We start from the raw sequence: 13,540 nt of genomic DNA, 5'->3' as shown, positions 1-13,540 counted from the left end.
GAGAGTCACCGTCCTCCGGTCGCAATTCGGCCGCTGTTTTGCGACTGTTCTTCTCGTTTGGAGGCCTGCTCTATCTCCTCGATCTGTCGTGCTAGCTGGTTCATCGCTCGTTGTGGTGCTTTGAGACCGCTGAAACTCGCGTTCGCCTGCTGTGCTATCTTCGACGACTCGGGGGGCCACGCGACGGTGACCGGGCGGGGGATGGAGTGTGCGATGGTGTACTTCAGCGTCTCCAAGTACCGCCCCATCACCGGGACCTGCTTGGCCCGTTGGGACTCGAACAGCGACCGGCGCGGCGGGAGGTAGCCGAGCGTCTCGAAGAGGAACAGTTGGAACTTCTCCTTGGTCATCGCCCGGAGCACCTCCTTGGCGGCCTCGGGTTGCTTCGCGCTCGGATTCAGCGCCATGTGCCATCCGCCGAGCGACGAGACGGACCCGCCGTAGCCGTCGAACTTCGCCTCCTCGGGCTTGACGGCGTACGGGATGGGCATCACGCCCAGGTCCTTTCCGAAGGCGTCCTCGGCGCCGCTGATGGCGATGGCGTAGGGCCAGTTGCGGTGCATGACGGCGTTGCCCGCGGCGAACGGCTTCCGGGAGGACTCCTCCTCCCACTGCAGCACCGTCCGCGGGGAGATGCCGCCCGTCACCGACTTCAGGGCGTTGTCGGCGTCCGCCTCGATGAACGTCCGAACCATTCGCGTGGCGTCGACCACGGGTTTCGAATCGACCGTGACCGGTCGCCTGCCGACGGGACCGAACAGGTTCTTCTTCGGACCGAAGTACGACCCGCCCCAGGTGCCGGTGAACTCCCGGAAGTCACAGCAGGACAGGCCGGCGTAGGATTTGCCCTGGAAGGTGAACCCCAGTCTCGTGTCCGTCTGCTTTTTGGTGTCTTTCGTCACCTTCGAGAACTTCTTCCAGGTGAGGGGGTTCGTCGCCCACCCCTCCTTTTCGGGGCTGTATCCCGCCTCTTTCACCAAATCCTTCCGATAGAGCATGTTCCCCGTCGTCGGGAACAGCGGGACCGCGTGCAGATTCCCCTGTTCGCTCGTCGCCGTCTGGGTGAACGTCTGGAAGTAGTTCGATTTGACCATCTCGGCGATGTCGGGCATCACCTCCGAGAGGTTCGCCAGTTGGTCGCGGACGATGAACGGAATCGTCCACCCGCTGTCCATCATCAGGAGCGACGGCTGTTCGAGGTTCGCCGACAGCCACCGGTTGTACTGCTGCTGACGGGCGCCGGTCGAGGCCGTGCCGGCGATGATCTCTATCGAGATTTCGTCGGGCATCCCGGCCCGTTTCAGCTGTTTTTCCACCTGTCCGGAGATGTTCTTGAGGTCCGTGTTGGCCGCGATTTGGACCGTGTTCGGATCCGACTGCGCCCGCGCGATACAGCCGGAAACGCTGGACGCCGCGACGGCGCTCCCGGCCCCGACGGCCTTCACGAACCGGCGTCGGCTGACGCTCTGCTCTTCGCTCATCGGCCGGTCCGTTCGGCGCGACGCACTCGGCGGCGACGGTTCATCGGCTACCACCTCCCGGTCCGCGGGGAGCGCTATCAGGCGGGCGTTTCGGCCGGTCTGTGACCCTGTTCGCGGTCCCGCGACTATCCGTCAGTTGGGACGCCATACGTTGGCCGAGTATCCATAATCAATAATCGCTTGTGGCCACCGATGGTGAAATAAACGTTCGAACGAACGTCGGCCGAGGGCGCGTTCGGAAGCGTTCTCGACGGGTGGTCGGTCGGCCGACCCGTCGCGGCGACCGCCCGTCAGTCCCGAGAGTACCCCGACGGGAGAGCGCCGAGCGCCACGATGCCGGCCGGGACGAGGGCCGCGACGCCCCACATGACCGCCTCGGAGAGTTCGCCACCGGTCGTCGCCACCGAGGCGACGCCGGCGAGGGCGACGAGGACGCCGACGGTGACCGCGAGTTTCCCACGCATGCGCCTCCTACTGCGATCGAGCGCATAAATATTCCTTTTTTATTGAATTATCACTCTAAAACCAGTTTTCCGCTTGTCGCCGGATGATGCGGACGCCGGCAGCGACACGGCGGGATAGCGCGGTGCGACGCGACGAAACTCAGACGACGGGTTCGGGGTCCCCCCCGCGGACGGCGCGTCGCTGGTCGGGAATCAGATCGAAGGCGGGTGCCACGTCGCCGAGGACGAGGAGCGCGTAGTAGCGCAGGTAGGTCTGAACGGGCGCCTGTGCGAGGGCGGCGACGGCGACGACCGCGAGCGCGTAGAGGACGCCGAAGACGACGAGCACCGCGATTCCGAGCGGTTCGGCGACGAAGGCGAACAGCGCGGCGCCGAGGGCGAACAGGAGGCCGAAGGGGACGAGCAGTGCGAACGCCAGCACCGCGGTAACGACGGCGACGAGGAGGCCGCCGAAGAGCGAGAGGAAGAACCCCGTGACGACGTAGGCGAGGTACTGCGTCCACTGCGCCGGTATCGTGGGCCAGAGGCGCCGCCAGCCGTCGAGGACGCCGCAGTCTTCGAGCACCATTATCGGGACGACGAACGCGGTGGTGAACCCGTCGACCAGCGACACGACGACGGCGAGGACGACGAACACCGGGAGGAGGACGAACAGCAGTCCCACCCACGCACCGCCGTTCAAGGCGACGCCCGCGTCGAGGCCGAGAAGCGGGAGGACGAACGGCGCCGCGAACAGGAGCACGGCCCCGAGAGTGAACAGCGCCAGCACCAACCGGAATCCGAAGAGTCGAGCGCCCTGACGCCATCGGCGGCCCCAGTAGCGGCGGACGGTCACCGTGCGGTTCCGGAGCGATTCGACGAAGACGAACTCCATCACCGACCCCACGAAGGCGAACGCGAACGCGAGTAGTGCGACGACGCCGACGACGCCGGCCACGAGCAGCCACGTCCGCGGGCCGAGGTCGGTCAGCGGGACCGTTCCGGGGCCGCCGCCGTTCCCGCCGGCGGTGTACTGGGACCCGCCGAAGTTCGCCCCGGGACCGCTGACGAACAGCGTGACGAGCGCCAGTTTGACCCACGTCGTGCGGTCGACGGGCGTGAGGAACGCCCGAGTCGCGTCCAACGCGTCGTCCACGTTGTCGAGTGCGTACAGAGCCATGTCCCTACTCGGCGCTCGGACACCTTAGTACGGTAACATGACTCCCGCGACGCGAGACGCTCCGACCGAGGAGCGGACGTCGCGAACTGCTGCCGACCGCCGGTCGGAGGACGTCGTCCGTCGCGGTGAGCCCCCCTCCGTCGGAGAGTTCGGCGGCGACCGAGCGGTGACCGCCGGTGCGGAGGGGTGCATTCCGTTCGCTACGCGGCCGAACCGCCGTTCCCTCCGTTCGCGCCGTCCGAGTTCCCGTTCGAGTCGGTCGAATCCGCGCTCCGGTCCGTCGTCCCGGCGTGCGCTTCGAGAAAGTCGCGAATCGCGCCGGTGACGTACTCGGGGGCGTCGAGGTTCGAGGCGTGGCCGGCGCCGGGTACCTCGCGCACGTCGACGGTCGGAACGTGGGCGGCGAAACGCGCGGCGTGGAGCCTGACGAACGGGAGGTCGCGTTCGCCGTAGAGGACGAGCGTCGGCGCCGACACCGTCGAGAGGTCGACCGGGGGGTCCCGGGGTCGCGCCATCGACCGGACCACCTTCGCGAACTCCTCGGTGGCCATCCCCGGCCCCCCCTCGCGGAGGCGTTCCACGCTTTCGTAGTCGCCGTCCGCGCCCGGGAAGAGCCGCGCGGTCAGCCAGACGTTCGCCCGTTCGACGCGTTCGAGTCCGAGAAGTCGAACCGGCGGCACCAGGGCGCTCAGCGCGACGCGACGCAGGAACCACTCGCCGCGGGAGCGAAACTCCGGGGCGAACGCGTCGACGAGCACCAGTCCGGCCAGGTCGTCGGGGTAGGTCGCCGCGTACGTCAGCGCAACCGTGCCGCCCATCGAGAGTCCGCAGAGGACGGGATTTCGAATATCCAGTTCGAGGAGGAGGGCGCGCAGGTCCGCGACGTAGAGGTCCACCGTGTACTCGGACTCCGCGGACCGACCCGTCCGGCCGTGCCCGCGCAGGTCGTACGTCACCGTCGAGTAGTCCGTCGACAGGGCCTCGACCTGTTCGTCCCACACGGCGTGGTCGAGCATCGAGGCGTGGACGAACACGACCGTCGGACCGTCGCCTCGACGTTCGTAGTAGGTGTCGACCCCGTTCGCGCGAATCGTCGGCATGAGAGGAGAGAGACGCTTCGAGGGGATGAACTCGCGCCCGGTGGGGAAACTCCGCAGGCGCGCGTTCGGTTCAGCGCTCGCCCCCGACCGCACGGCGCGCGTAGAGGTACGCCGCGAGGAGTCCGATACCCGCGAGGAGCGCGCCGGTCCTCGCTCGACCCTGGCCCTGTACGAGCCGCGTGTACAGGCTGGAGTCGCTGACGTGCCCCTCGTAGTCGCCTCGCCGTTCCAACTCGCCCGACGCTCCGTCGATGCCGTTCTCCCCCTGCGGACGCGGGGGGCGGTCGTTCCGCTGGAGGGGGAAGACCACCGTCTCCATCAGCGTGTCCATCAGGCCGGGGGCGACGCGCCCGAGGACCGTCATCGCCTTCCCGCCGAAGCCGACGGTCACGTCGCGTTGCGGGTGCGCGGCGGCGTGCAGAATCGCCTCCGCGACCGGCTCCGGGGCGTACAGCGGCGGCGGGAGGGTCGCCTCCTCGTCCATGTGGTTCTTCGCGTGCTCGGGGTACGGCGTGTCTATCGCGCTCGGTTTCACGAGCGTCACCGATATCGGCGCGCCGTCGTCCGCGAGTTCCATGCGCAGCGTGTCGGTGAACGCCTTCACGGCGTGCTTCGACGCCGAGTAGGCGCCCTGCAGTCCCAGCGCGCGTTCGGAGACGATGCTCCCGATGTTGATTATCGCGCCGCCGCGGTTCTCCAGGCGGTCCGCCGCTTCGAGCGACCCGTACAGTAGCCCCCAGACGTTCGTCTCGAACAGTCCCCGCATGTCCTCGACGGGCACGTCGCGCAGTTTGCCGTAGGCCGAGACGCCGGCGGCGTTCACCCACGTGTCGAATCCGCCGTACGCCTCCTCGGCGCGGTCGGCTATCTCGCGGATATCGTCCCTGTCGCGGACGTCGGCGACGACGTACGTCGCCTCGCCGCCGTCGCGCGCTATCTCGTCGGTCAGTTCCCGCAGGGCGTCCTCGCTCCGCGCGGCGAGGACCAGACGGACACCGCGCTCCGCCGCCATTTGCGCCGTCGTCAACCCGATACCGGACGTCGCGCCGGTGAGGACGACGACCTGTTCGTCGAGGGGTTTCAGGTCCGCGCTCACCGGACCTCACCCCCGCGTCCGGCGGGCGGCCTCGCGTTCGGAGCGGTGGTCGGGCGATGCTCGGCGGTCGTCGCTGTCGTGCGGGGTATCGCCGTTCGAAGCATGGTATCTCGGCTCCCTCGGTCGAGCGTCAGAGGCGGCAGACGGTTAGTCTCGGGGGCCGTGTTCTCGAGGCGTTTTCCCTCGGCGTCCGCACGCGTTCGAACTCGACGAGGCGAGTCAGACGCCGAGTTCGTCGGCGAGGTCGCCGAACGTCTCGATGGTCAGGTCGGGGTCGGTCTCGTACGGCCCCCAGAGCGTGTCCTGACGGTTGATCCAGACGCCCTGCATGCCGGCGTGAATCGCACCCGGCACGTCCCACCACCCCGCGGCCACGAACCCGACGTTCTCTATGGGCACGCCGATTTTCTCGGCGGCGTGGCGATACAGGCCGGCGTCCGGTTTGAACTGCTCCACCTCGTCGGCGCTGACGGTGTCGGTGAGAAAGTCGCCCAGGTCTCCGTGCTCGACCATCGATTCGAGCATGTCCTCGCTGCCGTTCGAGACGATGTAGAGGTCGTACCCCGCCTCGTGCAACCGCTCCATTCCCTCGCGCACGTCGTCGAACACCGGCAGTTCGTGGTACGTCGAGAGGACGTCCTCGCGTTCGTCCTCGTCGAGGTCGACGCCCACCTCGTCGAGGGCGTACCGAAACGCGTGGCGGTTCATGGCGTAAAAGGAGTCGTACTCCTCGATGGCGTTGCCCACCATCGCGTACTGCAGCGAACGCTCCCGCCAGAGTTTCGAGACGTCCTCGGCGCGGTCGGTGTACTCGGACAGCGGTTCCTCGACCGCCGTGACGTCGACGACCGTTCCGTACGAGTCGAACGCAATCGTCTCCACCGCGTCAGGGTCGAAAGACATGGATGTGTTGGGGTGGCACGGAGCGAAGTAGCTTGGGGCCTCCGCGGGGGAACGCCTCGTGGTGGCGCCCTCGCGACCCGGGAACGGATTGTCTCTACCGAACGGCCGAGTGCGAGAACGTCAGTCGAACGTCGAGGTACGGTTGACGCATCGCGGTTCGCGCGGCACCGCTCGTCGGTCGACCGCTACCCCGATTCTCGCTGTTCGGCCTTGTCCAGGTAGACAAAGTCCGCACCGAATTCTGACGGGGTTTGGGAATTTATCGACCGAAAGCCGCTACGATCGGGGGATAGATGACCGGACTCAGTTCCGTATGCGAACGAACAGCGCAGTGACCGCACGGTAAGCGTATGGTGTGGTATCTCGTATCATAGATATGAACACACCGCTCGATGAAATCGAGTTTCTCGCACGCTCGGACCACCGGGTCGAGGTGCTCAACGCGCTGGCAGAACGTCCCTGTGATCGCACTGATCTGCGCGCCGCGACGGGTGCATCGTCGCCGACCATGGGACGAATTCTCACCGACTTCGAAGATCGACGCTGGATCGACCGAGACGGGCGAACCTACGTGCTGACGCGACTGGGCGAATTCGTCACAGGGCGATTCACGGAACTCCGCGAGGCGATGGCGACGGAGCGGAAATTACGCGACGTCGTTCCCTGGCTTCCGTGCGAGATGGACGGATTCACCGTCGACATGTTCGCCGACGCCACCGTCTCCTACCCGGGTCCGGGGTATCCGTACGAACCCGTCGAACGCGTCACGCAACTCATCGAGAACGCCGAGTCGATGCGGGGGTTCGGGACCACAATCGTGAAATCGAGCAATCTCGAGGCGGCGTGCAGAGCCATCATCGACGGAATGGAGTTCGAGTTCATCTATTCGCCCGGCGTCCTCGAAACGATCATCGCATGGGACCCCGAGAAGGTCGCCGAAGCGGACGCCTGCGGGAACTGCACCACCTTCGTACACGACTCGTTGCCCGACAGCGACTGGTGCGGACTCGGTATCTACGACGATCGCGTCGGCATCTGCTGTCACGACCTCGATACGGGCATGCTCACGGCAGTTGTCGATACCGATTCACCGGCGGCGCTCGCGTGGGCCACGTCAGTCTACGAGCGGTACCGAAACGAGGCCCGACGTATCGACGACGGGATAGCCGTCACCTGAGGGGTCTGCCTCGGCCGGCGTTTCCGCGACCGCCGCGCGCTTTCACCTGGTGAAATCGTTTCACTAGGAATTTACATTCGCACTTCGGTCGTACGGCCTTTCGCGGAGAAGTCACCGCAGAACCGAAATCAGCGGCTTTACACACAGAACCGAGACAAGAACCATGTCTATCGAAGAATCCACCGTCGACGAAGAACGGCTGAACGAACTCGTCGGAACGGCTGTAAACGACCTCGGAGGAACGTTCCAGACCGCGCTGGCCGAGATCGGCGACAGACTGGGCCTCTACACGGCGCTGGCCGACGCGGGGCCGCTGAACGCCGAAGAACTGGCTGAACAAACCGATACGCACGAACGCTACATCCGCGAATGGCTGCGCTCGCAGGCCGCCGGCGGCTACATCACCTACGATCCGAAGACAGAGCGCTACAGCCTCTCTCCCGAACAGACGCTTGTGTTGGCTGATGAGGACAGCCCGGCGTTCATGCTCGGCGGCTTCCAGGGGACCAACACCATCATCGCAGACGTACAGGACGATATCGAAACGGCCTTCCGGACCGGCGAGGGCGTCGGATGGCACGAACACCACCCGGAGCTGTTCTCTGCCACGGAGCGGTTCTACAAACCCAGCTACGCCGCCAGTCTGGTAGACGAGTGGATCCCCGCGCTCGGCGGTGTGGACGCGAAACTGAAACAGGGTGGGCGCGTCGCCGACATCGGCTGTGGCCACGGCGCATCGACCATCATCATGGCCGAAGCCTACCCGAACTCGACGTTCGTCGGCGTCGACTATCACGAACGCTCGATCGACGTCGCGCGCGAACGTGCCGAGGAGGCCGACGTCGCGGACCGCATCAGATTCGAGGTGGCGACGGCGAAGGAGTACAACGGGTCCGAGTACGACGTGGTGACGATGTTCGACTGCTACCACGACATGGGCGATCCGATCGGCGTCGCCGCGCACGTCCGGAAGACGCTCGCCGAGGACGGCACGTGGATGCTAGTCGAACCGTTCGCCAACGACCGGGTCGAGGACAATCTCAATCCGGTGGGTCGGGTGTTTTACGGCTTCTCGACGATGTTCTGTACGCCGAACTCGCTCGACCAAGGGGCCGACCCGGCGCTGGGTGCACAGGCCGGCGAAACCAGACTGCGCGAGGTAGTGACGGAGGGCGGATTCAGTCGTTTCCGACGGGCCGCGGAGACTCCGTTCAACCTCATCCTCGAAGCACAGCCCTGACGACGAGGCACCATCCCGGTCCGACGCAGGCGGAATGGGCCGGCCGTAAGAACGGCTGAGACACACCGACAGGACTCACCGCGCAGGTACTCGAATGTGAGAACCGCACGATACTCCGTTACGACGACCGCCCGGATATCGACCGATGCGGCCTCAATATCACGGACGACTACAGCGGTATTTGCGGCCGCAATCTCGAGACAGCACGGCTCGAAGCGGTGATCGACGCGGAGTCCCGGGAAGCGTACGACTGGGCAGAAGTCGTCCACGAGGAGTGTCGGAGCGGGGCGCGTCCGTTCGATGGAGACGGGACGGCCGCCGCCGACCCGAGCGTTGGCGGCGTTCGACTGAGGGGGGAACCCGAAACATCGATCCGCGTCCTCCCGTATCCAGCGAGGAACGAGGGAGCAACCGCCGGAAGAGGAGGAAGCTGATCGACTGGCGGTAGAACGCCTGAAACGGCTAAAGCTCGGCTATCTGCTCTCCCGCTGTTCCACCTTGTTCAACTCGATGAGCAGCCGGAAGATAGCCTTCACGAGGTTCGAGTCCACGTCGAACCGCTCGGCGTTCTCGCCGGCTCGGTCCATCACGACGTCCTCCTGGCCCTCGTCGGTCGTCGGCAGGTCGCGCTCGTCTTTTACCTGCGCCACCGTATCGGCGACGTACGTCCGTCGGGCGATGAGCTCGACGATTTCGCGGTCGATGTCGGCTATCTCCCCGCGGAGTTCGTCGAGCGTCATGTCGTCGGGTCGCTTCGCTAGCTGGTCGTCGGTCTGTGGTGCGTCCGCGTCTCTGTCTGTGTCTGTCTCTCGTGTCATCGTACGCGTGCTCCGTCGTTTCGGGTCGTGGTCAGCCACGTCTCTCCCTCCCGCTCGGCCCACCGGTCGCGGACTCGCTCCAAGGGGTCGCCGTCGGCGTCCCTGTCGGCCACCGCGACGACGCTCGGACCGGTGCCGGAGAGGGAGACGCCCGCAGCGTGCGGCATCGCCTCGACGGCGGGGTCGGCGGGGAACCCGAGCGCCGCCGAGAACGCGAGGCCGTTGACCGTCATCGCCTCGGCGTATCGGCCGTCGAGCGCCAGTTCCGCGACGAGTTCGGCCATCGGCGCGACGTTCGCGCAGGCCGCCGCGTCGGCGTCGGCGCTGTAGGCGCGCTCGTCGGGCGTCCAGACGAGCACGTCCCACCCGACGGGTTCCCGCGAGAGCAGTTCGTCCGCGTCGTTGTTCGTCACCGTCGCGCCGCCGAGCATCGACGCGGAGGCGTCGTCGAACGCCCCGGTGACGGTGACGCCGGCGTCGCGGGCTGCTTGCACGCCGATTCGACACGCCTCGGTCCGGTCGGGGTCCGCGCCGAGGGCGTCCGCCGTCGCCAGCACCGTCGCGTTCGCGGCGGCGCTGGAACTCTTCAGACCGGCGGCCATCGGCACGTCGCTCTCGGTGCGGACCGTCCCGCCGTACTCGCCGTCGTCGCCGTCGCCGTATCGCTCGGCCGCGAGTTCGACGCATCGCTCGATGAGGCGCGTGTCGGCGTCGACGTCCTCCGCGACGGACCCGGTGACCGTCCCCGAATCGTCGAGTTCGACGGTGGCGCTCGTCTCCGCGTCGATGGCGAAGGCCGACCCGAACCCCGTCGAGAGGGCGTTCAGAATCGTCCCCGCTCCGAGTGCGACTGCGCGGCCGTGCATACCTGTACGGAATCGAGCGGAGGCAAAGGTGTAGCGGTCTCCGCCGTATTGGCCGGCCGGTCGAACCGTCGCTACCGCGCACCTTTTCACCGTACCCGCGCAACGCCGAGGTATGAGCGCGCGAAACGACGTGGCGCCGAGCACGCTCGGCGTCGAACTGCTCGACCACGGCGTGCAGGTTGAGTACCTCGACGGCCGGACGACCCTCTACCGCGGCGTGCCGGAGGCCGTCACCGGGACGCTCACCACCGCGCCCGGCCGGGAGACGCACGTCCTCGTGACCGACCCGACGGAGACTGAGGGCGTGATGATGTACGTGAACGACCTGAAGACCCACGAGGACATCCTCGAAGCCAGCGGCGTCGGCCGGGTCGTCCTGGACGAAGACGAGGAGGAGGAACTGTTCCCGGGCGTCCGCGTCCGCCGGACCAAGAGCATGCGCACCGAAATCGAGGCCGACCCGGAGGTGGCCCGCGGCCGCGTGTTCGTCTTCGAGGAGGACGACTGGGCGGAGACCTCCTACGAGTTCGTGAACGACGCCGAAAGCGACTGATGGCGCTCGGAAAGCGATGGAAACCGCTCGAACGGAAGACCGTCGGGTCGGCTCCGGACGCCTACGGCGTCGTCGAGTTCGGGGACGGCGACGGAACGGTGCTCCGCGCCGCCGCGGGGTTTCTCCCCGACGAACTCCGCGAGGAACTCTCCTACGGGGAGGCCTCGCAGGTACGCTGGAAGCGCGCACAGTCGCGCGACCACGCCGAGCGACTGCTCGAAGAGCGATAGCTTCCGACTCCTCACTGCAGGTACGACGGACTGTCGTCCTCGCCGTCGCAGTTCTCCTCGTGCGTCTTCGCCTCGGACTCCGCGTCGAACAGCATCTCGCACTCCTCACAGCGGTACCACGTCGTTCCGTCCTTCTGCGTCGTGGAGACCATACGAAGTGATGTGCTATCGTGGAACATAACGTTTCTGCCGGACGGGAGGCGGACGGACGAGCGGACGGGCGGGGGACGAGAGCCGTCGGGCAAGGGTAAAGACCGGGGCACCCCAAGCCGGGGGTATGCCAGACGACGAGGGCCTCGAACTCACCGTTCGCGGCGCGGAGAAGCGAGACGCCGGCCGCGGCATCGCCCGCCTCCCCGAGTCCGCGCGCCAGCGTCTCGGCGTCCTCAGCGGCGACACCGTCGTCGTCGAGGGCGGCCGCGAGACGGTCGCGAAGGTGTGGCCCGCCGGCGGCGGCACGCCGGACGGCGTCGTCCTCGTCGACGCCGACACGCGCGCGAACGCCGACGCGAAGATAGGCGAGACGGTGCGGGTCAGGCAGGTGGACGTCGAGGACGCGCGCTCGGTGACGCTGTCGATGCCCGACGACGTGGCGTTCAGCGACGACGACCGGGCGGTCGAACTCATCAAGCGGGCGGTGCAGGACCGACCCATCCAGTCGGGCGGGCAGATTCGCTTCGAGACGCTGAGTTCGGACCCGTTCGTCGTCAAGGAGACGAGTCCCGACGGGATGGTCCGCGTCACCGCCTCGACGAAACTCAGGCTCTCGAAGCAGGGGACCGTGAGCCGCGTCGTCACCAGCGTCTCCGGCGGCGACGAGGACGAAGAGCGCGACGGCCCGACGGGCGTCGCCTACGAGGACATCGGCGGACTGGACGAGGAGTTGGACCTCGTCCGCGAGATGATCGAACTCCCCCTGTCGGAACCGGAGGTGTTCGCCCACCTCGGCGTCGACCCGCCGAAGGGCGTGCTCCTGCACGGTCCGCCGGGCACCGGGAAGACGCTCATCGCCAAGGCCGTCGCCACCGAGGTGGACGCGACGTTCATCACCGTCTCCGGCCCGGAGATCATGTCGAAGTACAAGGGCGAATCGGAGGAGAAGCTCAGAGAGAAGTTCGAGGAGGCCAGGGAGAACGCGCCGGCCATCGTCTTCTTCGACGAGATAGACTCCATCGCGGGCAAGCGCGACGACGGCGGCGACGTGGAGAACCGCGTCGTCGGCCAACTGCTCAGCCTGATGGACGGACTCGCCGCCCGCGGCGACGTCATCGTCATCGGCGCGACCAACCGCGTGGATTCCCTGGACCCCGCCCTCCGCCGCGGCGGCCGGTTCGACCGCGAAATCGAAATCGGCGTCCCCAACGAACAGGGCCGACGCGAGATTCTGGAGGTCCACACCCGACGGATGCCCCTCGCGGAGGGCGTGGACGTCGACCGCCTCGCCGCGCGGACCCACGGCTTCGTCGGGGCCGACCTCGAATCGTTGACGAAGGAGGCGGCGATGACCGCCCTGCGCCGCGCCCGCCGCGGCGGGAGCGGCGAGAAAATCGAGTTCTCCGAGTTGGAGGTGACCCGCGAGGACTTCGAGGCGGCGATGGCGAGCGTCGAACCCTCCGCGATGCGCGAGTACGTCGCCGAGGCGCCGACGACGACGTTCGACGACGTCGGCGGGCTGGAGGAGGCGAAACGTACCCTCGAACGGAGCGTGACGTGGCCGCTCACCTACGCGCCCCTGTTCGAGGCGGCGAACACGACGCCCCCGTCGGGCGTGCTCCTCCACGGTCCACCGGGGACGGGCAAGACGCTCCTCGCGCGAGCCATCGCGGGCGAGAGCGGCGTGAACTTCATCCACGTCGCCGGTCCTGAGTTGCTTGACCGGTACGTTGGCGAGTCCGAGAAGTCGGTCAGAGAGGTGTTCGAGCGCGCGCGGCAGGCCGCGCCGGTTATCGTTTTCTTCGACGAGATAGACGCCATCGCGGGCAACCGCGACTCGATGGGGTCGGACTCGGGCGTCGGCGAACGCGTCGTCTCGCAGCTTTTGACCGAGTTGGACCGACTGGCCGACAACCCGAACGTGGTCGTCCTCTCGGCGACGAATCGAAAGGACGCCCTCGACCCGGCCCTGCTCAGACCCGGCCGTCTGGAGTCGCACGTCCTCGTGCCGAACCCCGACGTGGACGCCCGGCGGGCCATCCTCGGCGTCCACACCCGCGAGAAACCGCTCGCCGACGACGTTGACTTGGACGAACTCGCCGCGCACATGGACGGCCTCTCCGGGGCCGACATCCAAGCCGTCTGCCGCGAGGCGACGATGCGCGCCATCGAGGAGGTGGCCGAGGCCTACGACGGCGAGGAGGCGAACGAGCACGCCGACGAGATTCGCGTCACGCAGGCGCACTTCGACGCCGCCCTCGGCGTCGTCCTCGACGCCAGCGAGGAGTAGCCGAGAGCGG

14 protein-coding genes are annotated in these 13,540 nt (G+C 67.1%); 5 read left to right on the top strand and 9 right to left on the bottom strand.

Annotation, left to right across the window (positions count from 1 at the left end; translation table 11 throughout):
* Positions 1–5: 5 nt before the first annotated feature.
* The 6 genes from C474_RS20110 to C474_RS20090 form a co-directional block, all read right to left on the bottom strand.
* On the bottom strand, positions 6–1,481 hold the full coding sequence (locus C474_RS20110; protein WP_008390111.1) for an extracellular solute-binding protein: 1,476 nt from the start codon (positions 1,479–1,481) through the stop codon (positions 6–8).
* Between the two features lie 290 nt (positions 1,482–1,771).
* Complete coding sequence (locus tag C474_RS22785; RefSeq protein ID WP_008390109.1) at positions 1,772–1,945, bottom strand: hypothetical protein; 174 nt, start codon at positions 1,943–1,945, stop codon at positions 1,772–1,774.
* A gap of 139 nt (positions 1,946–2,084) precedes the next feature.
* On the bottom strand, positions 2,085–3,104 hold the full coding sequence (locus C474_RS20105; RefSeq protein ID WP_008390107.1) for a DUF7544 domain-containing protein: 1,020 nt from the start codon (positions 3,102–3,104) through the stop codon (positions 2,085–2,087).
* A gap of 200 nt (positions 3,105–3,304) precedes the next feature.
* Positions 3,305–4,204 carry an alpha/beta fold hydrolase gene (locus C474_RS20100; protein ID WP_008390105.1) on the bottom strand — a complete coding sequence of 300 codons (900 nt, stop codon included), beginning with the start codon at positions 4,202–4,204 and terminating at the stop codon, positions 3,305–3,307.
* A 70-nt stretch (positions 4,205–4,274) separates the two neighbouring features.
* Entirely contained in the window at positions 4,275–5,300 is a 1,026-nt protein-coding gene (locus C474_RS20095; RefSeq protein WP_008390104.1) for an SDR family oxidoreductase, read from the bottom strand.
* Positions 5,301–5,519: 219 nt separating this feature from the next.
* Complete coding sequence (locus tag C474_RS20090) at positions 5,520–6,203, bottom strand: haloacid dehalogenase type II (protein WP_049917221.1); 684 nt, start codon at positions 6,201–6,203, stop codon at positions 5,520–5,522.
* Positions 6,204–6,579: 376 nt separating this feature from the next.
* Between C474_RS20090 and C474_RS20085 the strand changes: the two genes are divergently transcribed.
* Both C474_RS20085 and C474_RS20080 read left to right on the top strand, forming a co-directional pair.
* On the top strand, positions 6,580–7,380 hold the full coding sequence (locus tag C474_RS20085) for a helix-turn-helix transcriptional regulator (RefSeq protein ID WP_008390100.1): 801 nt from the start codon (positions 6,580–6,582) through the stop codon (positions 7,378–7,380).
* 163 nt (positions 7,381–7,543) lie between these two features.
* Positions 7,544–8,620, top strand: coding sequence for a class I SAM-dependent methyltransferase (locus C474_RS20080; RefSeq protein ID WP_008390098.1), 1,077 nt, complete (start codon positions 7,544–7,546; stop codon positions 8,618–8,620).
* Positions 8,621–9,093: 473 nt separating this feature from the next.
* Here C474_RS20080 and C474_RS20075 read toward each other — a convergent pair whose 3' ends face one another.
* Positions 9,094–9,438: a chorismate mutase gene (locus tag C474_RS20075; protein ID WP_008390097.1), complete on the bottom strand. Its 345-nt coding sequence runs from the start codon at positions 9,436–9,438 to the stop codon at positions 9,094–9,096.
* Complete coding sequence (locus C474_RS20070; protein ID WP_008390094.1) at positions 9,435–10,304, bottom strand: shikimate kinase; 870 nt, start codon at positions 10,302–10,304, stop codon at positions 9,435–9,437. The genes C474_RS20075 and C474_RS20070 overlap by 4 nt, the downstream gene beginning before the upstream one ends.
* A 112-nt stretch (positions 10,305–10,416) precedes the next feature.
* Between C474_RS20070 and C474_RS20065 the strand changes: the two genes are divergently transcribed.
* Positions 10,417–10,857 (top strand): DUF5796 family protein, encoded by a 441-nt coding sequence (locus C474_RS20065; RefSeq protein WP_008390092.1) that lies wholly within the window; start codon positions 10,417–10,419, stop codon positions 10,855–10,857.
* Positions 10,857–11,087, top strand: a complete 231-nt coding sequence (locus C474_RS20060) for a DUF7508 domain-containing protein (protein ID WP_008390090.1) — start codon at positions 10,857–10,859, stop codon at positions 11,085–11,087. The genes C474_RS20065 and C474_RS20060 overlap by 1 nt, the downstream gene beginning before the upstream one ends.
* Positions 11,088–11,098: 11 nt before the next feature.
* Here C474_RS20060 and C474_RS22780 read toward each other — a convergent pair whose 3' ends face one another.
* Positions 11,099–11,239: a DUF7128 family protein gene (locus C474_RS22780; protein ID WP_008390088.1), complete on the bottom strand. Its 141-nt coding sequence runs from the start codon at positions 11,237–11,239 to the stop codon at positions 11,099–11,101.
* A gap of 125 nt (positions 11,240–11,364) precedes the next feature.
* Here C474_RS22780 and C474_RS20050 point away from each other — a divergent pair, with 125 nt between their 5' ends.
* Positions 11,365–13,530 carry a CDC48 family AAA ATPase gene (locus tag C474_RS20050; protein WP_008390086.1) on the top strand — a complete coding sequence of 722 codons (2,166 nt, stop codon included), beginning with the start codon at positions 11,365–11,367 and terminating at the stop codon, positions 13,528–13,530.
* Positions 13,531–13,540: the final 10 nt, after the last annotated feature.

This window comes from Halogeometricum pallidum JCM 14848 (genome assembly GCF_000337095.1).
GTDB lineage: Archaea > Halobacteriota > Halobacteria > Halobacteriales > Haloferacaceae > Halogeometricum > Halogeometricum pallidum.
Note: the sequence above shows the minus strand (reverse complement) of the source record. Positions and strands in the feature narration are given on the sequence as shown.